Here is a 26,637-nt window from a genome sequence, read left to right as displayed (position 1 = left end):
CGCTAACTCTCTGACAGCGGGCGCCGGAAACCCGCGTCGCGCCCGGCGATCAGCCAGTAGACCAGCCCGGCCACAAGACCGGCGACGGCGATGATGCCGATATCGGCCCAGCGCTCCGGATCGACGTCCTCCGCCGCGCTCGGCCAGATCAGGAAGAAGCCGCCGGCCGCTGCGGCGGCGCCGAAGAGCATGTGCAGCAGGGCGCTGCGCAGGAAGAAAAACTCGGCGATCAGCGCGAAAATCAGTGTCTGTGGCGCGGTCAGCACAACCGTCAGGAAATAGATGAACATGCCGAGCGGCGGCACCACCAAGGCCGCGATCGGCGATACGCCCATGAGGTCGAAATAGGCGGGCGCGTTGGGCAGAGAACTCAGCGCCGCATAGATCGCCACCACGGCGATCAGCCCGACCAGTATGGCGACAAGATAGCCGGCCAGCATCATCAGGACGCGCTTCATCAAGTGCTTCGCAGTCGACATGCCCACCCCCGTGAAGCCCGTTCATCCTACAGTCAGCCATCAATGGCGAATTGACGCAAGGGGAGACGGAAGACCTGGCCAGCGTCGAGGCCCGACGCAGGCGGACCAGTCACTCAGGCGCCGCCGCACATATGCTGCGAATCCGACAGGGCCCAGGAGCCTTTCGCGACGAGGTCGACGGAATAATAGACCCGGCCACGGTCGTCGTCCTTGGGGCAGTCCCTGGGAATCGAGATCAAGCACATGACGACCGGTTCTCCAACCTTCGAGGCGGCCAATCCAGGCTCGCGGTCATAGGAGACAGCCCCGCCACCATTGGTGAACGTGGCCGCGCTGCCCGCTTCGGGACTGGCCGTTTCCAGCGGATCGTCGCCGAGGCGCGTGGTAAGCGTCTTGATGTGCGTCGATGCGCATTGGCCGATTGCTAAGGGCAAGGGCTGATCGTTACGCCCGGGGTTTCGCCCGGCGCCTTCGAGCGCCTTCTTGCCAATCAGCGCGACGTTGTAGTCCTGCACCCAGGATGGCGCATTCCCATAGGTCTGCAAGGCGTTGTTGAGCGCGCTGACGATACAGGCCGTATCGCTCTTGCAGGCATTGCGGTCGGCGACCAGCCCGCGGGCAATCTTGCGCTTGTCGCCGCCGAACGCTGGCTCGAAACCCTTGTACGCCTTCGAAACCAGCAGATCGATCGCCGACAGTTGCGGGTCGGCGCAGATCGCTTTTTCCGCCGGCAGGCTTGCCTTGGCGCAGTCGAAGGACGGCCCATCGGCCCGCGCCGGAGAAACAGCAAGGAAAGTGCCGGCTGGGACGATGGCGAGCACAGACAGCAAATAAGTTCTAACGAAACATCGCATCATGGTCCCCAAGCCAACAGGATTGCCCAAGGCGCGGCCCTGCGCCGGCGCATAACATACCCCAAGGATGGACAATTTGGGCTCCCGTTTCGTCGTTGAGAATGCTCGTAGGCAGCGCATTCGCGACGAGGATATCCCTACGAATCCTATTTTGGTTCGGCCGTCACAGGATCGAAGTCGATTTCGACCTTTGCCTTGTCCGACGTGTAGTAGGTGACGGTGTAACCGTCCTTGTCCCAGTCGACCTCTTTCACGTAGCGAAACCCGTCACGCTGCTCGACCTTGGCGATGATCTCCGACAGCTTCTTGGCATTGGGTGGCGGCAGCGGAGTTTCATCCGCGGCAAAGGCGGGTCCGGCGGCGAGAAGAACGGCGACGGAGGTCGCCACGAGAAATCTGGACATGGTTTTCCCTCAAGTTTCGACGGAAAGAAACTCGCTGCCATGCAGGTTTGTTCCGCATGTGGGCATCCCGGGTCACCGATCCAAGGATTTGCAGTTGCGGCAAGACAAGCGTCCTATGCCAAAAACCACGATAGCCGCTTCAATATTCATGGCCATGCAACGTTGGCGCCACGTCGTCCTGCCTGCATCCCGGCGTTTCAATGCCTGCGCAAAAAGGCAGAACGCTGAAGGAGCGGACTGTAGCTGCCGATGTGATGCCCAGCAAACAGATGGTGGGCGATGCAGGGATTGAACCTGCGACCCCACCCGTGTGAAGGGTGTGCTCTCCCGCTGAGCTAATCGCCCGCTCGTTGCCCGAAGGCCAAGCGAGCCGCGATATAAGGGAGGCCGGCCCGTTAAGTCAAGGCAGTGTCTGGTGTTCTCACACAGATCGGATTTGCGGTCCCGCCAGGGGCCGTTCCGAAGACATTTTCATCGCCGGCGCTCAGTGTGCGGCGGCGCCGATCAGTCCTTGCGCCAGATCGAGCGTCAATGCATCAAAATGCGATATCACCGCCGAGGGCTCGAACTCGCGCACATGACGGTCGGTGTAGCCGAAGTCGACGGCGACGACAGGAATGCCGGCGGCCTTGGCGGTGTCGATATCTGTTTGCGAATCGCCCACCATCAAGGCGCAGTGCGGATCGCCGCCGGCCCGTTTGATGGTTTCGATCAGGTGACGCGGATCGGGCTTGCGGAACGCGAACGTGTCCTGCCCGGCAATTGCCGCGAAATGCCTGGTCAAGCCAAGCGCTTCGATCAGCGCCAGCGAATTGGCTTCGTATTTGTTCGTGCAGATGGCCAGCAGATAGCCGGCCTTCTCAAAGCGGGCAATCGCCTCGATCACGCCGGGGTAGGGGCGGGATTTGCCAGGAATATTGTCGGTGTAGTGATCGAGGAACAGTTTCAGAAGCCGGTCGTGCTCCTCAACCTTGAGGGATCGTTGCTGCGCGGCATGCGCCCGTTCGATCATCACCCGGCCGCCATGGCCGACGAAGCGTCTGAAGCCGGCTTCGTCGACGGCTGCCAGTTGGCTGGCCGCCAGGCTGTGGTTGAGGCTGTCGAGCAGGTCCGGCGCCGTGTCAATCAGCGTTCCATCGAGGTCGAACACGATGATCGGGCGACTCATGATCCATCCTGCGCAGGTTTATGCATCGGCAGGCGATAGCGGCTGCGACGCTTTAAGGCAAGCAGACTGGTGGGGCCGCCGCCAAAGGCTTTGACCCGGCCGGCAAAAGTGCTAGGAGCCCGAAACGCTAAAGCGCGTTGCGTCGAAACGGACTCTCCGCGGCGTGCTTTGGGTCTTTGTTTCATGCATGTCGTTTCCCAAAACCGAGGTCACTTTTGGGCGGCATGCATTAGGTTTCGGGGCAGCAAACGGCATGGATGCGAGGCAATTGAAGGTCGAGGCCGCGCGGGCGGCCCTTGCCCATGTCACCGACGGCATGCGGCTCGGCATCGGCACCGGCACCACTGCCGACGAGTTCGTGCGGCTGCTCGCCGACAAGGTTGCCTCCGGCATGACCATAACAGGCGTACCAACCTCGGAACGCACCGCTGCGCTGTGCCGCGAACTCGGCGTGCCGCTGTCGACGCTGGAGGAAACGCCCGAACTCGATCTCACCGTTGACGGCGCCGACGAAGTCGACCCGGAGCTGACATTGATCAAGGGCGGCGGCGGTGCGCTGCTGCGTGAGAAGATCGTGGCCGCGGCCTCGCAGCGCATGATCGTCATCGCCGACCGTTCGAAGATGGTCGAGACGCTCGGCAGGTTTCCTCTTCCGGTCGAAGTCAACCGGTTCGGCCTGCGCGCGACCGAGATCGCCGTGGCGGTGGCGGCTGGAAGTCTCGGCCTTTCCGGTCCGGTGACATTGAGGATGACGGGAGGCCAGCCTTTTGTTACAGACGGCGGCCATTTTATCCTCGATGCATCTTTTGGCCGCATTCCGGATACAAGAGCGCTTTCGAATGCTCTCCACGCCATTCCTGGCGTGGTCGAGCACGGTCTTTTCATCGGGCTGGCGTCAGCGGCCATCATCGCCGGCGGCGACGGTATCCAAACTGTCCATGCCGCCCGAAAACCAGGGAGTTCTACCGATCATGATGTTGCATAACCGGGTTCGCCGTCTTTCCGTCCTTGTGGCGGCTTCGGCCGTCATCGCGTTCTCCTCGCCTGTCTTCGCGCAGGACGTCACGGAATCGCATCTGAAGGCCGCACGCGCCGCGGTTGCCGCGATCCACGCGACCGACCCGTTCGACAGCATCCTGCCGCAGGCCGCCGCGGCGCTCGAATCGCAGCTCATCCAGAAGAACCCTGACATGCAGGAGCTGATCGGCAAGACGATCAACGAGAAGGCACTGGCGATGGCCTCGCGCCGCGCGGATCTCGAGAAGGAAGCGGCTCTTGCCTATGCGAAAGTGTTTTCCGAAAAGGAACTCACCGACATCGCGGCCTTCTACAGCTCCGAGTCCGGCAAGAAGCTGCTCGACAGCGGCCCGACCGTGACGCGCGACCTCGTCAAGGCCGCCGACATCTGGCAGAACGGCGTAGCTCGCGATCTTGCCCAGCAGGTCGGCGAAACGCTGGCGGCGGCGGCAAAAGCGAAGGCGCCGGCTGCGCCCGCGCCCGCCGATGGCGCCGCTCCGGCCGACAATGCCGCCCCGGCGGATGGCGCCGCACCCGCGGACGGTTCGGCTCCTGCCGACGACACGCAGAACTGATCCTGCATTTCAAACGCGGCCTTGCGGCCATCTGTAAAGCCCGGCCTGTCCGGGCTTTTCTTTTGGTGGTTTGCGGCCTACCTGTCACTCACATTTTTGGCGTTCAAGGAGCCGCTTCATGGCCGGTTATGATTACGACCTCTTCGTCATCGGCGGAGGCTCCGGCGGGGTGAGGGCGGCACGGGTCGCGGCAGCGCTCGGCAAGCGCGTCGGCATCGCCGAAGAATACCGTTTTGGCGGCACCTGCGTCATCAGGGGCTGCGTGCCGAAAAAGCTCTATGTCTATGCCTCCCAATTTCCCGAGCATTTCGCCGACGCCGCCGGCTACGGCTGGACGGTGCCGGAAGCCAGATTCGACTGGCAGACGCTGGTCGCTAACAAGGACCGCGAGATCAGCCGCCTGGAGTCGATCTACAAGAAAAACGTCGAGGGTTCGGGCGGCGAGACCTTTCATTCGCGGGCGATGATCGTCGACCCGCACGTGATCCATCTCCTGAGCGAGGACCGCACCGTCACCGCCGATCAGATCCTGATCGCCACCGGCGGCCGTCCGGCGGCGCATCCGGCACTGCCCGGCCACGAACACTGCATCTTCTCCAATGAGGCTTTCGACCTCAAGGAACTGCCGAAGACGATCATGATCGAGGGCGGCGGCTATATCGCGGTCGAGTTCGCCAACATCTTTCACGGGCTCGGCGTCGACACCACGCTGGTCTATCGCGGCAAGGAAATTCTTGGCCGCTTCGACATGGACCTGCGGCGCACGCTGCATGAGACGATGGAAAAGAAGGGGATAAAAATCCTTTGCCATTCCGTCTCCGAATCGGTCAGCAGGCGGCCGGACGGGCGGCTCGACGCGCAGCTCATCAGCGGGCAGGTGCTGACGGTCGACCAGGTGATGCTGGCCATCGGCCGCATCCCCAACAGCGAGAATATGGGCCTGGAGGGCATAGGCATCGAGATGGCCGCCGCGACCGGTGCGATCAAGGTCGACCGGTATTCCCGCACCAACATCGACAATATCTGGGCGATTGGCGATGTCACCAACGGCGTACAGCTGACGCCGGTGGCGATCCACGAAGCCATGTGCTTCGTCGAGACGGCGTTCAAGGAAAATCCGACGGCGCCCGACCACGACACGATCGCGACCGCCGTCTTCTCGCAACCCGAAATCGGCACGGTCGGCCTATCGGAAGACGACGCCGTCAAGCGCTTCGCCGATATCGAAATCTACCGCGCCAGCTTCCGGCCGATGCGGCACACGCTGTCGGGCCGTGACGAAAAGATGCTGATCAAGCTGGTCGTCGACGGCGCTTCGCGCAAGGTTCTCGGCGCCCACATACTGGGGCCGGATGCCGGGGAAATGGCACAGTTGCTCGGCATCCCCCTGAAAGCGGGGCTGACCAAGGATGATTTCGACCGCACCATGGCCGTGCATCCGACCGCGGCAGAAGAGCTCGTCACCATGTACAAGCCGACCTACCGCGTGAAGGACGGCGAACGCATCGACTGACGGCAAAATCAAGAACTCCGCCCGGAGTGAGACGTACACTGGTGGTGATGCGCAAAGCGGACCTCTCAGCCTAATTCCCGGCGCTGACGGGGAGGAGCTTCTCGACTATGCCAAAGGCGACCACGAACGCGCTACGATGAGTTCGACAAGGCGAGGTGCTTCCTCGGCGATCGCCAATATGATGCCTGACTTGCGTGTGGAGGCGAAATCCAGTCCGGCGAAGTAGAGGCCCGGCAGGACGCCCACGCCATCCGTGTGAACGGGCTGTCCGGCAGCGTCGAGCGCATCAGGAAGTCTCACATAGCTGAAATCGCCCTTGAATCCTGTGCACCACACCACGTTGGTGATGCCGGACCGGGAGAGATCGAGCGAATCTATGACGGGATCCCGCTGACGCCACGCGACCGTCTCCGTCGGGTCGGGGTCCGACACAGCTGCGTCGATCCCGGCTCGGCCAATATAATCGTCGATATAGCGTTTGGCATTGTCGGAGGCTTCATCCCCAAAGCGAACATTTGCTTCGACATCGTCGGCGAACGAGAGGCGGCCGCCATCCGAAACGCCGGTCAAGCGCCCGAGAAGCACAATACCCTGGGCGGCGAGCGCCTGAAGGCTTATCGTGTGCTCCGACCCGAGCACACCACGCGGTGGGATGCGCCCCGCAAGCCGAATGACCTCCTCTCGCCGGACGTCGAGAAATCCGCTTTCCTCGAGCCAGATCATGACGTCGCGCCCCCGATAGCGCCGTGGGAGCCGCCCGACGCGACTGGTCGCAAGGAACACCGTCCGGCCCGCTTCCGCCAGTTCCTCCGCGATCTGGGCGCCTGATTGACCGCTTCCGACCACCAACACCGCTCCGTCGGGCAGATCGGCAGCGCTGCGATAGCCGGACGCGTCTATCTGGTGAATGTCAGGCGGCAACGCATCTGACGAGATCGGGCGCACCGGACAATTCAGGTTGCCGCTCGCGACGATCACGTTGCGCGCTCGAAGCGTGCCGTGCGAGGTGGTCAGCCGATAGGCGCCATTCTCCTGCGTGAGTTCGCTCACCTCCGTATCCGATTCGATTGGCAGCCCATTTCTCCCGGCGAAGTGCTCAAGAAGAGCGACGAACTGGTCGCGGGAGAGGACACCATACGGATCCGCACCCTCGTAGCGGTCGCCTGGCATGACGGTCTGCACGTTGGGCGTGTTCATGCGAAAGCGATCCCACCGCTGCGTGCGCCAGGTCTCTCCTATGCGACCCCGCTCCAGGATGCTATGGCGCAGGCCCTTTCGTGCCAGCCAATAGCTGACACCGAGGCCCGCCCAGCCGGCCCCGACGACGACAGCATCGAGAACATCGACACTATCATTCATTTGCCGCGATGATCTCAAGATCGGCGTCCCCAACCATCCCCGCGGCATTAAGCCTTGTTGATGGCAATGAGTCCAGTGTCGCCGATGTCCGTCCGACTGGCACGGCAGATGCCACAACGGGCAAGCCATCGGTTGCGCTACAGCAGAGTGCCGCGCAGGATGACCAGCGCCACCGAGAAATAGATCACCAGTCCAGTGACATCGACCAGCGTGGCGACGAACGGCGCGGATGCGCTGGCTGGGTCGAAACCGACCCGTTTCAGCGCGAAAGGCAGCATCGACCCCGACAGCGAGCCGAAGGTGACGATGCCGACCAGTGCGGCGCCGACAGTCGTGGCGATCAGCGGCCAGTGCGGGCCATAGTCGTAGAAGCCCATATATTGCCAGAGCGCGATGCGGCAGACCCCGACCACGCCGAGCATGGCGCCGAGCACGAGACCGGTAGGCAATTCGCGCAACGCCACCCGCCACCAGTCGCGCAGGCCGATCTCGCGCAGCGCCAGCGCTCGGATGACCAGCGAGGTCGCCTGCGAGCCGGAATTGCCGCCGGAGCTCATGATCAGCGGGATGAACAGCGTCAGCACGATCGCTTTCTCCAGCTCGCCCTCATAGCTTTGCATCGCATTGGCCGTCAGCATCTCGCTGATGAACAGCGCGCAGAGCCAGCCGCCACGCTTCTTGATCATGGCGAGGAAGCTCATCTTCATATACGGCTCGTCCAGAGCCTCCATGCCGCCGAAGCGATGCACGTCCTCCGTGGTCTCCTCGATCATCGTGTCGATGATGTCGTCGATGGTGACGATGCCAAGGATCTTGCCGTGGTCGACGACCGGAACGGCGAGCAGATCGTATTTGGAGATCGTCTGCGCCAGGTTTTCGCGGTCGGTCAGCGGGCTGACCGTCACCGGCATGCGGTCGGGCGCCACCGACAGGATCGAGTCGTCCGGCTCACCGGTGATGAGCCGACGCAAGCCCGTCGACCGCACCAGGAGGTGTGTTTGCGGATCGACGATGTAGATTGCATAGACGGTCTCGCGCGTCCGCTCGACCTTGCGGATGTAATCGAGCGTGCGCCGGACGGTCCAGTCGGAGGGAACGCTGACGAACTCCGTCGTCATGATCGAGGCGGCGCTGCCTTCAGGATAGCCCAGAATGGAAAGCAGGGTCGCGCGCAGCGGCGGCGCCAATGCGCCGAGTAGTTCGGAGCGTGCCGACTCTTCGAGCTCGCGCAGGATGTCGGCCGCGCGGTCGACCGACATGGCGGTGAGCAGCTTGCTCGCCTTGGGACGGGGCAGGGCCTCCGCCAGTTCGGGCGCGCCCTCAAGCTCAGGCTGATCGAAAATCTCGACCAGCCGTTCGAAGGGTACGGCGCAAAGCAGCTCCGTCGCGGTTTCGCGCGATTCATGATTGAGCGCCTCGACAACGTCGGCGACGTGGTCATTGGCAAGGATGCGGGCGATGGCGACGGCCTCGTCGCCCGCTACCGGGGAAAAATCGTTCATGGTTCACTCCTTGCCGTCCGGCAGGACATGAACCATTCAGGTCACGTCTAGGCGGACGGCGGTTGCGTTCGACTGTGACTGTCGCCAGGCATGGCGCGGTGACCTTTCCGCTTGCGGGTTCGTTTTTGATTGTCTGCAAGCCGGCGCAACATAGGAGCGCGCCTTGCCGAGTCAATCACGGTGACGAAGGAAAACTGTGCCGAACGGTGCCGATCGCGAGACTGTGATCACCGTGTGCCGTTCAACGCGGTAAGTCCCGGTGACGTCGTCGTTATTTCTGCTTCAGCCGGCGCGAGAACCGCGTCCATTTGTCCTCGACCGGCCTTGGCTGGGCCAGGATCGTGGTGAGTTCGAGAGGCAGGCTCGGGGCGAGTGGTTTCTTCGTGGCGACACCGTCGGCAATCAGCACCATCGAGTGGTAGAACTCGGTGCCGGCAGCCGATCTCGGCGCCACGGCTTCGTGCATGACACTGATCACCGTCACATCCGGGCAGTTGTCCTTGATGGCCTGGTGGAAGGCAATCTTGCCGTCAGGGTCGAGAGCACCGGTCGCCTCGTCGAGGAACAACAGTCCCGGCTGCTGCAGTATGATACGAGCCACCACCAGCTTCTGTTTCTGGCCGCCCGACAGGACCTGATCCCAGCTTTTGCCCTCGCGGCTTTCATTGGCCATGTGTTCGATGAAATCGCCAAGGCCAGCCTTGTGCAGCGCCGACGCGACCTGGGCATCGCCATGATCGCGTTCGGAGCCGGGCAGGCAGACCAGCTGCTTCAGCGACACCTGCGGCAGCTTGACCTCCTGGGCGGCATAAAAACTCTTCACGCCCTCGGGGAAGACGATAGTGCCGCGACCGTAGGGCCACAAACCGTTGATCGCCTTGATCAGCGAGGTCTTGCCGCAACCGGATTCGCCCTTCAGGAAGGTCCATTCGCCGCGCCGGAAGCGCAGGTTGGCGGAGCTGAGGAATGGCGTCGCGTCCTCGCCCTGATGCGCCAGCTCCAGCTTCTGGATGGTCAGGCCGAAAACCGGATTCTGGCTGGCGTAGTGGAAGTCGGAACGGCCGCTCTGGCTGTAGAATTCCTGTGGGTGCTGGACATTCTCGATCGCGTTGGCGAGCTCCGTCACACGCTGGCTGTTTGCGCGAAGCGTGGCGATGGCGGGCATGACATGGATGAACCACGAACACTGGCTGATGAGTTGGCCCACCATTTCGGAGCCGGTGATGTAACCTTTATAGTCCAGGCGGCTGTGGATGAACGGCACCAGGCCAGGAGCATAGGCTACAATACGGGCGCCGATGAAATTATAGATCAACTCGAACGACATATAGCTGGTGTTGACGACATTCAGCCGTCCCCAGGTGCGATCGATGTCGACATAGAGCCGATCGTGCATCATTTTCTGCACGCCCTCGCCATGTGAGGCGGCGACATGGAAGCTGCGGCGCAGAAATGTCGTCAGTTCGCTGCGATAGCTTCCCTCGGCCTTCTGCATGCGAATATTAAGACGTTCCAGCAGGCTGCCGAGCTTGACCGCGATCCAAGTGTTGAGGGGCACGTAAGTGGCAACCGCGAGGAGGGCCAGAACAGCGCTGCCATAGCTGCCAAGAAACTCCAGTCCTTTGACCTCCACTGACGACTGCAGCAGGTTCTGGCCGATAAAGTAGAGCGAAGTCGCCAGCCCCAGCACGCCCATGGCGAGGCCGATCGCGCCGCCGGTCATGTCCTTGATCGATTCCTGGATGCGCTGGTCGACATTGTCGGGCGCAACGATGCCGCCGTCCGCGGAACCATGTTGAGCATGGAAATGAGTATGGTTGCCGTCGAGCAAGGCCTGGTTGAATTTGTCATTCAGCCAGCCACGCCATTTGCGGTGCAAGGTTGCCGAGACGAGATTGCGAATACCGGTGAAGCCGGCATCCTTGAGCAGGACGAGCAGCACCAGCACGCCGGCGTTGGTCAGGATTGTCTCCAGCGGACGGGTGTTGGCGGCGTCGTGCAGGAAGGCAATTGAATTCACCAATTCGCCCGAAGCCATGGCGAACCAGACGCTGGCCTTGCTGGACAGCGCGGTGAGCAGCGCGATCACCAGCGTCAGCGTCCAAGCTTCCTTCCAGCGGTCCGAGACCCAGTAGGCTCGCATGAGCCCCCAGAAATTGCGCATCGAGGATACCGGCGTCAAATGCGACTGCCCTGCGGCGTCGCGGTGTAGTCCATCCGGTACTGACTCTTGCGATCGTCTGCCGATCCGAATCACGATCCCGCCCAAACCTTTTTTGTTTTGTTACGGATGGTAACACCAATTGATCATTTTCCATTAATTTTAAACCGGGCAGACCAGAAAGCCGCCGCGGCCGTTGCCCTGAGGCAACAGATTGAAGATCGAATTGACATCAAAACCGTGGATGATGGTCAGAAAATTTCAATGTATTTCAGTCATTTAGGCACCATGGCCGTGGCTGCGGCAGATCTTCCCTTGGGGAAGCTTCGTACACGGCTTTGTGACTCAAAAGTCGTGTGGGGCGGGGGATTTTCTTACTGGGCCTGGCCAGAATTCCCGAAATACGCCGCCCTCAATGTCTGATTCCTTGCCGCAGCGACGTCGCCAAACTCGCCTGTCCCGTCATCAACCAAGGGGTTGATCCGCACCAGCGCGCCAACGGTGGCTGGTTCTCTCATCAGCAAGGCCAAAATGGCGGCGAAGTGGCGTCTGCTGGCCTCAGTCGGCCTTTTCCAATTCACCACGCGCCTTGGCCGCCGCGACCTGACGGATCGCATCAGCCAACGTGTCCGCGTCCTGTGCGCCCATCACGGCATATTTACCCTCGAGCAGGAAGCATGGCACGCCTGTGATACCCATGCGCGAAGCGGTGGTGATTTCCGTGCGAACCGCTTCGACATCGGCGTCGCTCGGCAAGAGCGTTTCAACAACCGAGGCGTCCATGCCGGCCTCGCGGGCAGCTTCGACCAGCACCGTATGGTCGCCGATGTTGACGCCTTCCTCGAAATTCAGCTGGAACAGGCGGCGCACCAGCCGGTTCTGAACGTCCTCGCCGGCGGCACCGGCCCAGCGGATCAACCGATGCGCGTCGAGTGTATTGGGCGCCACCTTTATGGCGTCGAAAGCAAAGGAAATGCCCTCGGCCTCGCCAAGCGGCTCGATGCGGGCATGAATCTCGCGAATGCGCTCATCGCTGCCGAACTTGGCCAGCATGTAGTCGCGGCGGTCCTTGCCTTGCGGCGGGATAGTGGGATCGAGCTGGAACGGCCGCCAGCGTATATGCACTTCGACATCTCCGGCCGCGGCAACCGCCTTGTCCAGCCGCTTCTGGCCGATGAAGCACCACGGGCAGACGACGTCCGACACCACATCGACGGTTATGGCGTTCACTTCGCTCATCTCTATCTCCGGATTTTCAGTTCGGTTTGCGCCACCAGGTCGGCAACTGGTAACCGAATATGGGCGTCTTTCGCGGATGTTCCAGATAATTCCAGTAAGCAAGCCATTGCTGCGTGTTGTATTGCATCGGCACCATATAATTGCCGGAGATCAGCAGCCGGTCGAGAACGCGAACCGCCGCGACATAATCCTCCTTCGAACGGGCTCGCAGCATTGCGTCGATGGCGGCATCGATCGCCGGATCGGCGACGCCGGCGAGATTGAACGATCCTTCGGTCCTGGCCGCGGCGGACGACCAGCGCCCGATCTGTTCGATGCCAGGGGACAACGAATTGTTGAAGCCGCTGGAGCCGATCAGGGCTTCGAAATCGAAACGCTGCTTGCGCGACTGGATCTGGTCGCCATCGAGGCTGCGGATGCTGACGTTGATGCCGATCTTCTCCAATGTGCGCTGGTAGATGCCGGCCAGACGCTCTTCGTCCTGCGAGGCGGTCAGGATCTCGAAACCAAAAGGTTTGCCATCGGGATCGATCATCGTGCCATTGTTCACGTGGTAGCCGATGCTTTTCAGAAGGTCGAAAGCGGTCTTCAGCACCTTGCGGTCCTGGCCCGAACCGTCTGTCACCGGCGGTTTCCAGGTACCGTCCATGACGTCGGCCGGCACGCGGCCGGGGTAGGGCGCCAGAAGCGCCTTTTCCCTGTCGTCAGCCGGATGGCCGAGCGCGGAAAGCTCGGAATTCTGCCAATAGCTCATCGTGCGGGTGTACTTGCCGCCGAACAGATTTTTGTTGGCCCATTCGAAATCATAAAGCATGCCGAGCGCGCGCCGAACCACCGGGTTGGAAAACTTCGGCAACCTCGTGTTGAACAGAAAACCGGTCACGACGGGCGGAATGCCGGTGTCGAAGGTTTCAGAAACCACGTCACCCCTATGGAAGGCGGGAAAGTCGAGATCGCGCTCGCGTTTCACCGGATCGCCGTCGTCGTCGATGGCGCAAAGCCCCTTCTTGAAGGCCTCGAGCTTGGCGTTGGCGTTGAGAAAATACTCGATGGTGATCTGGTCGTAATTGTCGAAACCCCGTTTGGCGGGAATGTCCTTGCCCCAGTAATCGGGGTTGCGCTTGAAGACGATGCGCTGGCCGGGCGTCACCTGCGCGATCCTGTAGGGACCGCTGCCGATCAACGGCTTCAGCGTCGTTCTGTCGAAAGTGTCGATGTCGAAAGCGTGCTTGGGGATGATCGGCGTCAGCGCGATGATCAGGGGAAACTCACGATCGGCCTTGTCGTTGAAGGTGAAGCGCACGCTATGGTCGCCGGTTTTTTCGAGCTTGGCGATCCTGGCCATGCGGTCGCTGTAGGGTGGGCGGCCTTTCTGCGTATAGGCATCGTAAGTGAACAGCACGTCTTCCGGCGTCACCGGCTGACCATCCGACCATTTGGCATTCGCGTTGAGATGGAACTCGATGCTCTTGCGCTCGGGGTCCATGTCGGCGGTGTCGGCCAAAAGCCCGTAGAGGGTAAAAGCCTCGTCGGCACTGCGCTGCATCAGCGGCTCGAAGACCAGATTGCCGAAGATCGTGTCCATCATGCCGCGCGCCGTCGTGCGCAGGCTTTTCAGGATGAAAGGGTTCAGATTGTCGAAGCTGCCGACGACGCAATAAGTGATGCTGCCACCCTTCGGAGCGTCGGGATTGACGTAGCTGAAATGGGTGTAGTCCGGTGGCAGGGCCGGTTCGCCCTGCATCGCAATCGCGTATTTCGGCTCCGACAGCGCCGGTGGCGACGACAGGGTGAAAAACGATAGTGCGGTGACCAGCCAAACAAGAACGCGGCCCATGACCGTCTCCTTAACAGGTCGGCTTGATGATTCGGTCCGCACCCTAGCATGGGGCAACTGCGTGGCGGCCAATGGCGTCGTCAAGAATTACAAGTGGGCGGGCTGGATTCGACGCCGCTTGCAGTGTAACACGCCGTCCGAAGTCATTCTGTTGCCTCATTTTGGCAACAGGTAGCTGGACCACACGGCACGAAGAAGCCGGTCCCGGGATCATTGAGAGGAAGTACACGACATGACGAGCCTGAACAGCAACGCGTACCGCCTGTCGGTCATGGCCGCAGGCGTGGTTGGCTTTCTCGGCGCAGGACTTCCCTCTGCTTCCGCGCAGCAGCAGCCGCAGATTCCGCAGGGCTGGTTCAAGGCCTGCACCAAGCAGGAAGATGTCGACATCTGCAATGTCCAGAACATCGTCACCGCCGGCAATGGCCAGCTCGTCACCGGCGTCAGCCTGATCGAGCTCAAGGGCAAGGTGAACCGCAAGGTATTCCAGGTGACGGTCCCGACCGGTCGCCTCGTGCCTCCCGGCATCGGCCTGCAGATCGACGCCGGCAAGGCGCAGAAGCTCGACTATGTCATCTGCTTCCCGGATCGTTGCGTGGCCGAAGTGCCGCTGACCGACCAGCTCGTCGCCTCGTTCAAGAAGGGTCAGGGGATCACGCTGACCTCGATCAATTTCCAGAACCAGGCCAACCCGATCAAGATCGCGCTGCAGGGCTTCAGCGGCGCCTATGACGGCCCCCCGCTGCAGCAATCGGACATCGAGGACCGGCAGAAGAAGCTCCAGGACTTCGTCGCCAAGAACAACCAGGACTTCGCCAAGAAGCTCAAGGACGAGCAGGACAAGGCGAAGACCGCGAACTGATCCACCATCGGGTCATTATCGAGTCAAAAAAAAGCGGGGTCATGCCCCGCTTTTTCATTTCTGTCCGTCTCAGTCTCAGTATGCCGGAAGTCAATGCCTGGACTGCCGTTTTGGCGCGTAGCGCCCATCCGGCTTCTTGTCGAACATTTCCTTGATCTGCGGATGGCGGACGGGTTCTCCCGACTGATCCTCGAGCAGATTCTGCTCTGAGACATAGGCGATGTATTCGGTTTCTGAATTCTCGGCGAGCAGGTGGTAGAACGGCTGGTCCTTGCGCGGCCGCACGTCGGCGGGGATGGCTTCGTACCATTCGTCGGTGTTGGCGAATTGCGGATCGACGTCGAAAATAATGCCTCGGAACGGGAACAGCCGGTGGCGAACCACCTGTCCGATCGCGAATTTGGCCGTTTTCATCGTACTCACCACTGAATTCCTTGACTTTATTTGGCGCAGACTCCGCATCAATTCAATCCCGAGCGTCTGAGCGCCTTCAAAATACGCGGAATGCGCAACAAAGGTTTTGGATGAACGTCGCGATACCGCGGCAAAGTCCTCAAAATCGCTACCGCTGCCGCGTCGGCTTCCGCAGGCCGCCCGCAAGGGCCGCAAAGCCGCTGCCGGGACGCAGCCCTTCGCGCATGAAAAAGGCGCGAAGCGGTGCAAAACCACCAAGCACGCCGAGACCGACGCCACGCGCCATCTGCGCCGGCAATATATCGGAAAGAAGCGACACGTTGAGCAGATTGACCGCGCTGCTCCGCGCGAGGATGTCAGGCCGGCGTTTGAAATCGTAGGCTGCAAGGGCCTCGGCAGCGCCGGGATCTCCGCGATTTTCCGTTGCGATTCCAATTAGATCGTCGATATCCCTGATGCCTAAGTTGAGGCCTTGCGCACCGATCGGCGGGAAGACGTGCGCGGCTTCACCGACAAGCGCCACCCGTCGCGCCGCGAAACGCAGAGGAGTCACCGTCGATAATGGATAAATCTGGCGGCCCGGCTCCACGGTTACTCGGCCGAGCATCGACTGCATCTTTCGTTCGATCCGCAGCGAGAGCGTTGCGTCGTCCAACGCGGCAAGCTCCTTGGCGGTCTCGGGCTTGACCACCCAGACAAGGCTGGAGCGATTGCCCGGCAGCGGAACCTGCGTGAACGGGCCAGTCTCGGTATGGAACTCCGTCGAGGTGAAGCCATGTTCGCGGCCGTGGCCAAAATTGAGGACGAGCGCCGCCTGGGGGTAGGCGCGCGCCGCCGTCGAGATGCCCGCGGCCTCGCGGGCCGGCGACAGGCGACCGTCGGCAGCGACCGCAAGGGATGCATCGATATCGCTGCCGTCAGCCAGCGCGGCATGAGCTTTGTCGCCGCCGAGATGCCAGGCTTTCACCATCGATCTGCGCCATTCGATCCCGGAATGCGCGGCCACCTTGCCGGCAAGCGCGGGTCCAAGGACGCTGTTGGGCAGGTTCAGGCCGAACTGTTCCTCGTCGATCTCGCTGGCGCGGAAAGTGACGACGGGACTGCGGATCAGCCGGCCGGTCGCATCGACAATGCGCATCACCTTCAAGGGTGCGGCCTTGGGCTCGATGTCCTGGAGCACGCCCAGCCGTTCGAGCACTTTCAGCGCAGGCGTCATGAGCGCCGTGGTACGGCCATCGGGAGCCGAAACCTCGGGCCCGGCAATCGTCACCGGAAAACCGGCATCGGCGAAGCCAAGGGCGGCGATCAATCCCGCCGGCCCCGTGCCTGCGATCAGTATCCGCGCTGTTTCCTGATGCTCCAAGATCGGTTTCCGGCTTGCTGTGCGAGGCGGCCATCAGACCTGCCAGTCAAGAGACGCATATAGGGCAGATCATGCGGCTTGATCAACGCGGCGATTCGGCCCATTCGAGTGGAATGGCCGGCCAACAGGATGATTTCAGCCACCTCGATCGTGCCGGGCGCGCCACGGCAAACGTCGCGCGCAACCCGCGCTTGACGGTCAACGTCGTCGTCGGTGCAAGCATCGCACTGGCTTGGCTGCTGCTTGCCGCGATGGCGATTCGCAGCGCCGACGCCCAGATCAGCGCGCCAGGCGCTGCTTTGTTGCGTAATTTGCCGCAACTGCCGTTACCGGCCTTCCTCGAACGGTTCTTCGCGCTCTGCCTTTCACCAGCGCCGCTCGACGCAAGCATCGGCCCGCATACCTTGGCGCTCATCCTCATGTGGTTTCTCATGGCGATCGCCGCGATGCTGCCATCCGCGGCACCAATGATCCGCATTTATTGCGAGATCGCCGATACGGCGCGGATCAAAGGGGAGTCAGTCGTCCATCCGCTGGTGCTGGTTGCCGGCTATCTCTACGTCTGGCTTGCCGCCTCGATGTTGTTTGCGGCACTGACACTTGCCGTCCACGCATTCGCCGCCTCCGGAAAGATATTCGATCCGGTGCTTGGCGTTGCTGGTGGGCTCGCCTTGCTGGTTGCTGGCCTCTACCAGTTCAGCGGCCTCAAGGAAGCCTGCCTGACGAAATGCCGGAACCCGTTCTCGATCCTGTTTTCGAACTGGAGTGCCGAGACCCTCCGCGTCTTCCGGCTCGGCGCCGCGCAAGGCATCTGGTGCCTGGGATGTTGCTGGGCATTGATGCTGGTGATGTTCGCCGTGGGCGTGATGAATGTCTTCTGGATGGCGCTGATCGGTGTGTTCACCCTGATTGAAAAACAGACGACGGGCAGCCTTCCAACCCGGCTGGCTGGTGCGATACTGCTTGTCTGGGCAGCCGCGCTGCTAGTAGTCTCGCTATGACGGGGGGAAATTCGATGGCAGATCAAAGCTGGGCAATGAAAGGAGAGCTCGTACTCTCCTGCAATTGCACGGTTTTTTGTCCTTGCGTGCTGTCGCTTGGCAGCCATCCTCCGACCGAGGGCTATTGCCAGACCTGGGCGGGTTTTCGTATCGACGCCGGGCATTTCGGCGAGGTCGACCTCTCCGGCCTCAATCTCGGGTTGATCATGGAAATCCCCGGTTACATGAGCCGCGGCAACTGGACCGCGGGCCTGTTCATCGATATCAGAGCCTCGGTCTACGCGGTCAAGGCATTGACCAAGATCTTCACCGGCAAGGCCGGCGGGACGACGTCGCTGCTCTCGATCCTCGTCGGTAAATTCCTGGGCGTCGAACAGGTGCCGATTACCTACGAGATGCGGGACAAGACGCGTATTTTCCAGATACCGAAGATCATCGACGGGGCGGTCACGCCAATCGCGGGCAAGGACCGCGAGAAGGATACGGTGATCACGAATTCCGAATACTGGATCGCGCCGGAGATCATCGTGGCGAGGTCCGACAAGAGCAAGATGCGCGCCTTTGGCCGCAATTGGAATTTCGCCGGCCGCTCGGCCGAAATCTGCAAGCTGGATTGGCGGGGCCCGTGAGAAAGACCACAAAGGCCCGGAAAATCGCCGAGAAGATCACCGAGCGGATTCCGCGACCGAAGAAGAAGGTAACCTGGCCGCAGGCGCGCGCGTTTTCGGTGCATCTGCTGACCGCCTCCGGTTCGTTCCTGGCTTTCCTGTCGCTGGTCGCGGCGAGCGAGGAGCGCTGGACGGCCATGTTCTGGTGGCTCGGACTGGCGCTGTTCGTCGATGGCATCGATGGGCCGATCGCCCGAAAGCTGGAGGTCAAGGAAATCCTGCCGACCTGGTCCGGCGAACTCCTCGACAATATTATCGACTATGTGACCTACGTGCTGATCCCGGCCTTCGCGCTCTACCAACGGGGCTTCATGGGCGAAGGCCTCTCGTTCCTTTCGGCCGCCATCATCGTCGTGTCGAGCGCGATCTACTATGCCGACACCGGCATGAAGACGAAGGAGAACTTCTTCAAGGGATTCCCCGTGGTCTGGAACATGGTGGTGTTCACTCTATTCGTCATCGAACCCGGACAATGGGTTTCGTTCGCGGTGGTCGTGGTGGCCGGTATTCTGACTTTTGTCCCGATAAACTTCATCCATCCGGTGCGGGTGGAGCGGCTGCGGCCGATCAATCTCGGCATGACACTGTTGTGGTGCGCCTTTGGCGCGCTTGCGCTCGCGCAGGCGGCGCTCGCCGCTTTCTACGATCAGATCGGCGTGCTGGGCGAGCAGGTCGGCACCTTCACCAAGATCGGCATTACCGTTACCGGGCTCTACCTTGCAACCATTGGTGGCCTCATGCAGTTCTTTCCAAACCTCGGCGCCAAAAAGCCCTGACCAGCCGCTTTTCAAGGAATCCCGTCCATGTCCAAAGCGATCCGCATCCATGCCAATGGCGGCCCGGAAGTCCTGACCTATGAAGACGCCGATCCCGGCCAGCCGGGTTCGGGCCAGATCCTGATCAGGCATACCGCGATCGGTCTCAACTTCATCGATGTCTATCATCGCTCGGGCCTCTATCCGCCGCCCGGAGGGTTTCCGCTCATTCCGGGCAGCGAAGCCGCCGGCATGGTGCTGGAAGTCGGCAAGGACGTCGACTGGCTGAAGCCCGGCGACCGGATTGCCTATGCCGTGACGACGGGCGCTTATGCGCAAGAGCGCGTCATCGATGCCAGCAAGGTCGTCAAGGTGCCGGACGGCATCAGCGACGAACAGGCGGCCGCCATGATGCTGAAGGGCATGACCGCGGAATATCTGCTGCGCCGAACCTTCAAGGTGAAGGCAGGCGACACGATCCTGTTTCATGCAGCGGCCGGCGGCGTCGGGCTCATTCTGGGCCAGTGGGCGAAGCATCTCGGGGCGACGGTCATCGGCACCGCCAGCTCTGCCGACAAGATCGAACTGGCCAAGGCACACGGTTTCGATTACGTCATTAACTACAAGGAGCAGGATTTCGTCGCCGGCGTCGACGCGATCACCGGCGGCAGGAAATGCGACGTCGTCTATGATTCCGTGGGCAACGACACATTTCCGGCCTCGCTCGACTGCCTCAAACCGCTCGGTATGTTCGTCAGCTTCGGGCAGTCTTCCGGACCCATCCCGCCGTTTTCGATGTCGCTGCTGGCGCAGAAGGGCTCGCTGTTTGCCACGAGGCCGACGCTGTTCGTCTACAATGCCAAACGCGAGGACCTCGACGCCTCCGCCGCGGCACTGTTCGAGGTCGTGCTCAGCGGTGCTGTCGAGATCAAGATCAATCAGCGTTATGCGCTGAAGGACGCCGGCAAGGCACATCAGGATCTTGAAGGACGCAGAACGACAGGCACGACCGTCCTGGTTCCCTGACGACAGTCTGCCTGGGTTTTCAGCGTCCTGCCGCAGCGGCGGGCATGGTTTGCACGAAAAGCCGGCCAGCCGTATCCTTGTGCGAGAAGGGCTAATCTTTACCCTTGAGTTTCCGCTGAAATTCTTGAAGCTCTTTCAAGTTGCGTGCTGCTTTCGCACGAGAGCCGGCCGCGCATACGATGCTTGCGGGAACACAGAACATGTCCGGTAATCCGGATGGGAGGCACTGTGAGTGCAAATCATGATGGGGCGAACCTGCTTGAGGTTCGTGGCCTGACCAAGATATTCGGCACGCTGACAGCGTGCGACCATATCGACCTCAACATCGCCAAAGGTGAAATCCACGCTTTGCTCGGCGAGAACGGCGCCGGCAAGTCGACGCTGGTCAAGATGCTGTTCGGCTCGCTGGAGCCCAATTCGGGCGAGATTTTCTGGAATGGCCAGGCGGTGCGGATCATCGACCCTGGCGCCGCCAAGAAGCTCGGCATCGGCATGGTGTTCCAGCATTTTTCGCTGTTCGAGGCGCTGACGGCTGCCGAGAACATCGCGCTGTCGCTGGATGACGGCTCGCCGATCAGCAGCATCGCGGCCAAGGCGAGGGCGCTTTCCTACAGCTACGGCCTGCCGCTCGATCCGGAATCGCTGGTCGGTGACCTTTCGGTCGGTGAGCGCCAGCGCATCGAGATCATCCGCTGCCTGCTGCAGACGCCACAACTCATCATCCTGGACGAGCCTACATCGGTGCTGACGCCACAGGAGGCCGACAAGCTGTTCGAGACGCTGGAGCGGCTACGGGCGGAAGGCAAATCGATCCTCTACATTTCGCACCGGCTCGAAGAGGTCAAACGCATCTGCGACCGCGCCACGGTGCTGCGGCACGGCAAGGTGGTCGGTCACTGCAATCCGCGCGAGCAGACCGCTTCATCGCTCGCCCGCATGATGGTCGGCAGCGAGGTGCAGGCCGTGGTGCGGGCGCCGGTCGAGGGGATCGAAACCGCGCAGCCGCTGCTCGAAATCCGCGGCCTCAACCGCAAGCCGGCAACGCCGTTTTCCATTCCGCTCAGGAACGTCAGCCTCAATGTCCGCGCCGGCGAGGTGATCGGCATTGCCGGCGTCGCCGGCAACGGCCAGGGCGAGTTCTTCGAATCCGTCTCCGGCGAGGTTTTGCAGCAGGATGCCGCCTCGGTGCGCATACGTGGCAAGGACGCCGGCGGCCTCACCATTACCGGGCGGCGCCTGCTGGGGGCTGCCTTCGTGCCGGAGGAGCGTCTCGGCCACGGTGCCGCGCCGCGCATGAAACTGTCGGAAAACCTCCTGCTGTCGCGCCATGCCACGGACGGCAAGGCCTTTGTCGGCACCGGTGGCATGGTCAGGAGCGGCGCCGTCTACGCCGCTTCGCAACGCATCATCGAGGCGATGGATGTGCGCAAAAGCGCGCCGGATCCCGAAGCGGCGGCACTTTCGGGCGGCAATCTGCAGAAATTCATCGTCGGCCGCGAACTCGACCGCCGGCCAAGCGTCATGGTGGTGAACCAGCCGACATGGGGCGTCGACGCCGGTGCCGCCGCCCACATCCGCCAGGCCTTGATCGAGCTCTCTCGCAGCGGATCGGCCGTACTGGTGATCAGCCAGGATCTGGACGAGCTGTTCGAGATATCGGACGCGATCGCGGTCATGCACAATGGCGAATTGTCCAGGCCGATGCCGATCGCCGAAGCGACTTTCGAGAAGGTCGGCCTGTTGATGGGCGGCGCCGAACCCGGCCACGCCGAACACACGCTGGAGACGGCATGATGCGCCTCGAACTCGTCAAACGCCCGCAGCGCTCGGCGCTGTTTTCGATGCTGTCGCCGTTCATCGCCTTCGCGCTGACCATCATCGCCGGAGCCATTATGTTCGCGCTGCTCGGCGTCAACCCGCTCAACGCATTCAAGATCTATTTCATCGAGCCGATCAGCCAGGTCTGGCAATTGCATGAGCTGGCAATCAAGGCCGCGCCGCTGATCCTGATCGCTGTCGGCCTGTCGGTCTGCTACAAGGCCAACATCTGGAACATCGGCGCCGAAGGCCAGTTCATCTTCGGCGCAATCTTCGGTTCCATCATTCCCGTGCTGTTTCCGCAATTCGAAGGCCTGCTGGTGCTGCCGCTGATGCTTCTGCTCGGCATGGTCGGCGGTGCGGCCTACGCGGCGATCCCGGCCTTGCTGAAGACCCGGTTCAATACCAACGAGATCCTGACCAGCCTGATGCTGGTCTATGTCGGGCAGCTGTTCCTCGACTGGCTGGTGCGCGGTCCCTGGCGCGATCCGCAGGGACACGGCTTTCCGCAGACGATCCAGTTCGGCGACTCGGCCGTGCTGCCGGAGCTGATGCCCGATGCCGGGCGAGCCAATTGGGGCTTCGTCTTCGCCCTGGTTGCGGCGGTGCTGATCTGGATCCTGATGGGCCGCATGCTCAAGGGTTTCGAGATCCGCGTGCTGGGCTCCAGTCCGAGGGCAGGGCGGTTCGCCGGCTTCGGCCTGAACCGCATGGTGTTCTTCGCCTTCCTGCTGTCGGGCGCGCTGGCCGGCCTTGCCGGCATCTCGGAAGTCTCGGGTGCCATTGGGCAACTGCAGCCCGTGATTTCGCCCGGCTATGGCTTCACCGCCATCATCGTGGCCTTCCTTGGCCGCCTCAATCCGCTCGGCATCGTCGCCGCGGGTCTGGTTCTGGCGCTGACCTATCTCGGCGGCGAGGCGGTGCAAAGCGCGCTCGGCATTTCCGACAAGGTGGCGAGGGTGTTCCAGGGCATGCTGCTGTTCTTCGTGCTCGGTTGCGACACGCTCATTCATTACCGCATCCGATTGATCGGCCTGGCGCTGACCAAACAGGAAGCCCCCGCGAAGCTCGAAGCCGCGCCAAAGTTGAAGGAAGCCCGCTGATGGACATTACCGTCAACATCCTCCTGACCATCGCAACGGCGGCGACGCCGCTTTTGATCGCCGCCATCGGCGAATTGGTGGTCGAACGCTCTGGCGTGCTCAATCTCGGTGTCGAAGGCATGATGGTCATGGGCGCCGTCGGCGGCTTCGGAGCCGGCTACCTAACCGGATCGCCCTGGATCGGCCTCCTGGCGGCGATCGCCGTGGGAGCGCTTTTCTCCCTGCTGTTTGCGGTCATGACGCTGTCGCTGGCCACCAACCAGGTGGCGACCGGCCTGTCACTGACACTGCTTGGTCTCGGCCTTTCCGGCATGATGGGAACGCGCTTCGTCGGCCAGCCTGGCGTCAGGCTGCCCAACCTCGACATTCCCGGCCTCAGCTCGATTCCGGTCGTGGGCAGGCTGCTCTTTGGCCAGGATCCTGTGTTCTACATTTCAGTCGCGCTGACGGCCGCGGTAATGTGGTTTCTGTTCAAGACGCGTACCGGGCTGACGCTGCGTTCGATCGGCGACAGCCACACATCAGCGCATGCGCTCGGCATCAAGGTCATCCGCTACCGCTACCTGGCGGTCATCTTCGGCGGTGCCTGCGCCGGTCTTGCCGGCGGGCATCTGTCGCTGGTCTATACGCCGCAGTGGGTCGAGAACATGTCCGCCGGCCGCGGCTGGATCGCGCTCGCACTGGTGGTGTTCGCATCCTGGCGGCCGTGGCGGGTGCTGGCCGGCGCCTACATCTTCGGCGCGGTCTGGATCGGCCAGCTTCATGCACAGGCTTTTGGCATTCCGGTGCCCTCGCAAATGCTTTCTTCTCTGCCCTATCTGGCAACGGTCGTGGTTCTCGTTCTAATCTCGCGCAACAAGCGTCTGACGATGATGAACACGCCGGCCTCCCTGGGGCAGCCATTCGTTCCGGATCGTTGACAACAACAAAAAGACGGGAAGCTCCAAGGCTTAACACAGAGAGGTAACACAATGAAAAAACTGCTTATTGCCCTGATGACGACGACAGCGGCTTTGTCGCTGGCCGCGTCAGCAGAGGCCGCTGACAAGTTGAAGGCCTGCTGGGTCTATACCGGCCCGATCGGCGATTTCGGCTATTCCTACCAGCACGACCAGGGGCGCCTCGAGGTCGAGAAGGCGCTCGGCGACAAGGTCGAAACCGCCTATCTGGAAAACGTCTCCGAAGGCCCCGACGCCGACCGTGCCTTCGAGCGTCTGGCGCGCGAAGGCTGCAAGATCATTTTCGGCACCTCGTTCGGTTTCATGGACGCCGAAGTGAAGGTCGCCAAGAAGTTTCCCAAGGTGATGTTCGAGCACGCCACCGGCTACAAGACCGGGGACAATCTCGGCATCTACAATGCGCGCTTCTATGAAGGCCGCTACGTGCTCGGCCAGATCGCCGCCAAGGAATCGAAGTCCGGCGTCGCCGGCTACATCGTCTCCTTCCCGATCCCGGAAGTGGTGATGGGCATCAACTCCTTCATGCTCGGCGCGCAATCGATCAATCCGAACTTCAAGGCCAAGATCGTCTGGGTGAACTCGTGGTTCGATCCGGGCAAGGAAGCCGACGCCGCCAAGGCGCTGTTCGACCAGGGCGCCGACATCATCGTCCAGCACACCGACTCGACCGCTGCCCTGCAGGTGGCCGAAGAGCGCAAGCTGCACGGCTTCGGCCAATCGTCCGACATGATCAAGTTCGCGCCGAACGCGCAGCTGACCTCGCTGACCGACGAGTGGGGCCCTTATTATATCAGCCGCGTGCAGGCAGCCATCGACGGCTCCTGGAAGCCGGACAATGTCTGGCTCGGCATCAAGGACGGCGCGGTCAAGCTCGCGCCCTACACCAACATGCCCGACGACGTGAAGGCGATGGCCGAAGCCACCGAAAAGAAGATCGCCGGCGGCTGGAACCCCTTCACCGGACCGATCGCCAAGCAGGACGGCTCGGCATGGCTGAAGGACGGCGAGGTCGCCGACGACGGGACGCTGCTCGGTATGAATTTCTACGTCAAGGGCGTCGACGACAAGCTGCCGCAATAAGCGGCGGATCATTTCGGATCCTGAGAGGGCGCCGCGAGGCGCCCTTTTCATCTGTCGGAAAAGCGAGGAAGGGTCAGACGGCCGAACCGTAGAGATCATAGGCGTCGGCGCGCTCGACCTTGACGGTGACGATATCGCCGGCGCGCAACGGCCGGCGCGACTGGATGTGGACCGAGCCGTCGATCTCAGGCGCGTCATATTTGGTGCGGCCCTTTGCCGAGTTCCCGTGCGCTTCGTCGATCAGCACCGGCAGCCGTTTGCCGACCTTCCTGGCAAGCTGCGTCGCCGAGATCTTCTGCTGGCGCTGCATGAAGCGATGCCAGCGCGCTTCCTTGATCTCCTGCGGAACCTGCTCGAGCCCAAGGTCGTTGGAACGGGCGCCTCTGACCGGCTCGTATTTGAAGCAGCCGGCGCGATCGATTTTCGCTTCATCCAGCCAATCGAGCAGCATCTCGAAATCGTCGTCCGTTTCGCCGGGGAAGCCGACGATGAAGGTCGAGCGGATGGCGAGATCCGGGCACACGTCGCGCCAGCCGCGAATGCGCTCAAGCGTCTTTTCGCCGTGGGCGGGCCTGCGCATGTTCTTCAGCACCTGCGGCGAGGCATGTTGGAAGGGGATATCCAGATAGGGAAGGATTTTTCCCTCGGCCATCAGCGGGATGACGTCGGCGACATGCGGATAAGGGTAGACATAATGCATGCGAACCCAGATGCCGAGCTTGCCCAGCTCCTCCGACAGATCGAGGAATTTCGCCCGCACTTCGCGGTCGCCGAACATCGACGTCTGGTATTTGATGTCGATGCCGTAGGCGCTGGTGTCCTGCGAGATGACGAGGAGTTCCTTGACGCCGGCCTTGGCCAGTTTTTCGGCTTCCCGCAGCACATCGGCCGCCGGCCGCGAAACGAGATCTCCGCGAAGTGCCGGGATGATGCAGAAGGTGCAACGGTTGTTGCAGCCTTCCGAAATCTTCAAATAGGCATAGTGGCGCGGCGTCAGCTTGACGCCCTGCGGCGGCAAGAGGTCGATGTAGGGATCGTGCGAGGGAGGGGCAGCCTCATGGACGGCGGCCATCACGCTCTCATAGGCCTGCGGCCCGGTGATCGCCAGCACGTTGGGGTGCTTCTCGCGGATCACGTCCGGCTCGGCGCCCAGACAGCCGGTGACGATGACCCTGCCGTTTTCCGAAAGCGCGGAGCCGATGGCGTTGAGCGACTCGTCGCGGGCGGAATCGAGGAAACCACAGGTATTGACGACAACGAGATCGGCGCCGTCATGCTTGCGGGCGATCTCGTAGCCCTCGGCCCGCAGACGCGTGATGATGCGCTCGGAATCCACGAGCGCCTTCGGGCATCCAAGGCTGACGAAACTGACGCGAGGGGCGGACATAGGCAAGTTTCCAATGGGGGCACGGGCCGAAACGGTGCCCCGGCCTCAAGTCGCTGTAAATGTCGGTCTGTGGGCATGGCCGGAGCCAATACG

Annotated in this window: 25 protein-coding genes and 1 tRNA gene; 13 read left to right on the top strand and 13 right to left on the bottom strand. The window is 61.9% G+C overall.

Translation table 11 applies throughout. The features are described 5' to 3' along the window. Positions 1-2 precede the first annotated feature (2 nt). From O7A70_RS10255 to O7A70_RS10235, 5 genes are all read right to left on the bottom strand, one after another. Positions 3-479 carry a hypothetical protein gene (locus O7A70_RS10255; RefSeq protein ID WP_337140286.1) on the bottom strand — a complete coding sequence of 159 codons (477 nt, stop codon included), beginning with the start codon at positions 477-479 and terminating at the stop codon, positions 3-5. A gap of 113 nt (positions 480-592) precedes the next feature. Further along, entirely contained in the window at positions 593-1,300 is a 708-nt protein-coding gene (locus tag O7A70_RS10250) for a lysozyme inhibitor LprI family protein (protein WP_337140555.1), read from the bottom strand. Positions 1,301-1,479: 179 nt separating this feature from the next. Next, the gene (locus O7A70_RS10245) at positions 1,480-1,737 is read right to left on the bottom strand and encodes a PepSY domain-containing protein (protein ID WP_337140285.1); all 258 of its coding nucleotides are present in this window, start codon (positions 1,735-1,737) and stop codon (positions 1,480-1,482) included. Between the two features lie 270 nt (positions 1,738-2,007). Next, positions 2,008-2,082, bottom strand: a tRNA-Val gene (locus O7A70_RS10240). 139 nt (positions 2,083-2,221) lie between these two features. Continuing rightward, on the bottom strand, positions 2,222-2,905 hold the full coding sequence (locus O7A70_RS10235; protein WP_337106919.1) for a phosphoglycolate phosphatase: 684 nt from the start codon (positions 2,903-2,905) through the stop codon (positions 2,222-2,224). Positions 2,906-3,158: 253 nt separating this feature from the next. On the opposite strand from O7A70_RS10235, the gene rpiA reads away from it, so the two are divergent. The 3 genes from rpiA to gor all read left to right on the top strand — a co-directional run bounded on the left by rpiA (position 3,159) and on the right by gor (position 6,010). After that, entirely contained in the window at positions 3,159-3,890 is a 732-nt protein-coding gene (rpiA, locus tag O7A70_RS10230) for a ribose-5-phosphate isomerase RpiA (RefSeq protein ID WP_337140284.1), read from the top strand. Next, entirely contained in the window at positions 3,877-4,497 is a 621-nt protein-coding gene (locus tag O7A70_RS10225; protein WP_337140283.1) for a DUF2059 domain-containing protein, read from the top strand. The genes rpiA and O7A70_RS10225 overlap by 14 nt, the downstream gene beginning before the upstream one ends. Before the next feature lie 118 nt (positions 4,498-4,615). Then, positions 4,616-6,010: a glutathione-disulfide reductase gene (gor, locus tag O7A70_RS10220; protein WP_337140282.1), complete on the top strand. Its 1,395-nt coding sequence runs from the start codon at positions 4,616-4,618 to the stop codon at positions 6,008-6,010. 105 nt (positions 6,011-6,115) lie between these two features. Here the strand turns inward: gor and O7A70_RS10215 are convergent, their stop codons facing one another. From O7A70_RS10215 to O7A70_RS10205, 3 genes are all read right to left on the bottom strand, one after another. Next, a complete protein-coding gene (locus tag O7A70_RS10215; protein ID WP_337140281.1) occupies positions 6,116-7,369 on the bottom strand; it encodes a flavin-containing monooxygenase in 1,254 nt (417 codons plus the stop codon). 137 nt (positions 7,370-7,506) lie between these two features. Further along, entirely contained in the window at positions 7,507-8,871 is a 1,365-nt protein-coding gene (gene mgtE, locus O7A70_RS10210; RefSeq protein WP_337140280.1) for a magnesium transporter, read from the bottom strand. A 271-nt stretch (positions 8,872-9,142) separates the two neighbouring features. Continuing rightward, on the bottom strand, positions 9,143-11,035 hold the full coding sequence (locus tag O7A70_RS10205; protein ID WP_027142692.1) for an ABC transporter ATP-binding protein/permease: 1,893 nt from the start codon (positions 11,033-11,035) through the stop codon (positions 9,143-9,145). Positions 11,036-11,101: 66 nt separating this feature from the next. Between O7A70_RS10205 and O7A70_RS10200 the strand changes: the two genes are divergently transcribed. Beyond that, a complete protein-coding gene (locus O7A70_RS10200) occupies positions 11,102-11,455 on the top strand; it encodes a hypothetical protein (RefSeq protein WP_337140279.1) in 354 nt (117 codons plus the stop codon). Between the two features lie 135 nt (positions 11,456-11,590). Here O7A70_RS10200 and O7A70_RS10195 read toward each other — a convergent pair whose 3' ends face one another. Further along, positions 11,591-12,271, bottom strand: a complete 681-nt coding sequence (locus O7A70_RS10195) for a DsbA family oxidoreductase (protein ID WP_337140277.1) — start codon at positions 12,269-12,271, stop codon at positions 11,591-11,593. Positions 12,272-12,287: 16 nt separating this feature from the next. Beyond that, positions 12,288-14,108, bottom strand: coding sequence for an extracellular solute-binding protein (locus tag O7A70_RS10190; RefSeq protein ID WP_337140276.1), 1,821 nt, complete (start codon positions 14,106-14,108; stop codon positions 12,288-12,290). 232 nt (positions 14,109-14,340) lie between these two features. Here O7A70_RS10190 and O7A70_RS10185 point away from each other — a divergent pair, with 232 nt between their 5' ends. After that, positions 14,341-14,970, top strand: coding sequence for an invasion associated locus B family protein (locus tag O7A70_RS10185; protein WP_140812814.1), 630 nt, complete (start codon positions 14,341-14,343; stop codon positions 14,968-14,970). A 90-nt stretch (positions 14,971-15,060) separates the two neighbouring features. Here O7A70_RS10185 and hspQ read toward each other — a convergent pair whose 3' ends face one another. Next, positions 15,061-15,384, bottom strand: a complete 324-nt coding sequence (hspQ, locus tag O7A70_RS10180; RefSeq protein ID WP_027142695.1) for a heat shock protein HspQ — start codon at positions 15,382-15,384, stop codon at positions 15,061-15,063. A 148-nt stretch (positions 15,385-15,532) separates the two neighbouring features. Then, positions 15,533-16,747: a UbiH/UbiF family hydroxylase gene (locus O7A70_RS10175; RefSeq protein ID WP_337140275.1), complete on the bottom strand. Its 1,215-nt coding sequence runs from the start codon at positions 16,745-16,747 to the stop codon at positions 15,533-15,535. 113 nt (positions 16,748-16,860) lie between these two features. Here O7A70_RS10175 and O7A70_RS10170 point away from each other — a divergent pair, with 113 nt between their 5' ends. The 8 genes from O7A70_RS10170 (at position 16,861) to O7A70_RS10135 (ending at position 25,157) form a co-directional block, all read left to right on the top strand. Next, entirely contained in the window at positions 16,861-17,748 is an 888-nt protein-coding gene (locus O7A70_RS10170) for a DUF2182 domain-containing protein (protein WP_337140274.1), read from the top strand. 14 nt (positions 17,749-17,762) lie between these two features. After that, the gene (locus tag O7A70_RS10165; RefSeq protein WP_337140273.1) at positions 17,763-18,377 is read left to right on the top strand and encodes a DUF1326 domain-containing protein; all 615 of its coding nucleotides are present in this window, start codon (positions 17,763-17,765) and stop codon (positions 18,375-18,377) included. Beyond that, positions 18,374-19,192 (top strand): phosphatidylcholine synthase, encoded by an 819-nt coding sequence (gene pcsA / locus O7A70_RS10160; protein WP_337140272.1) that lies wholly within the window; start codon positions 18,374-18,376, stop codon positions 19,190-19,192. Before O7A70_RS10165 ends, pcsA begins: the two co-directional genes overlap by 4 nt. A gap of 27 nt (positions 19,193-19,219) precedes the next feature. Next, the gene (locus O7A70_RS10155; protein ID WP_337140271.1) at positions 19,220-20,197 is read left to right on the top strand and encodes a quinone oxidoreductase family protein; all 978 of its coding nucleotides are present in this window, start codon (positions 19,220-19,222) and stop codon (positions 20,195-20,197) included. 216 nt (positions 20,198-20,413) lie between these two features. Continuing rightward, positions 20,414-21,991, top strand: a complete 1,578-nt coding sequence (locus O7A70_RS10150) for an ABC transporter ATP-binding protein (RefSeq protein WP_337140270.1) — start codon at positions 20,414-20,416, stop codon at positions 21,989-21,991. Continuing rightward, positions 21,988-23,118, top strand: coding sequence for an ABC transporter permease (locus O7A70_RS10145; protein ID WP_337140269.1), 1,131 nt, complete (start codon positions 21,988-21,990; stop codon positions 23,116-23,118). Before O7A70_RS10150 ends, O7A70_RS10145 begins: the two co-directional genes overlap by 4 nt. Then, positions 23,118-24,038, top strand: a complete 921-nt coding sequence (locus tag O7A70_RS10140) for an ABC transporter permease (protein ID WP_337140268.1) — start codon at positions 23,118-23,120, stop codon at positions 24,036-24,038. The genes O7A70_RS10145 and O7A70_RS10140 overlap by 1 nt, the downstream gene beginning before the upstream one ends. 51 nt (positions 24,039-24,089) lie before the next feature. Then, positions 24,090-25,157, top strand: a complete 1,068-nt coding sequence (locus O7A70_RS10135) for a BMP family ABC transporter substrate-binding protein (protein WP_027142704.1) — start codon at positions 24,090-24,092, stop codon at positions 25,155-25,157. Between the two features lie 73 nt (positions 25,158-25,230). Here O7A70_RS10135 and rimO read toward each other — a convergent pair whose 3' ends face one another. Next, positions 25,231-26,544, bottom strand: a complete 1,314-nt coding sequence (rimO, locus tag O7A70_RS10130; RefSeq protein WP_027142705.1) for a 30S ribosomal protein S12 methylthiotransferase RimO — start codon at positions 26,542-26,544, stop codon at positions 25,231-25,233. Positions 26,545-26,637: the final 93 nt, after the last annotated feature.

It is taken from the genome of Mesorhizobium sp. Cs1299R1N1 (assembly GCF_037179655.1).
Taxonomy (GTDB): domain Bacteria; phylum Pseudomonadota; class Alphaproteobacteria; order Rhizobiales; family Rhizobiaceae; genus Mesorhizobium; species Mesorhizobium salmacidum.
Note: the sequence above shows the minus strand (reverse complement) of the source record. Positions and strands in the feature narration are given on the sequence as shown.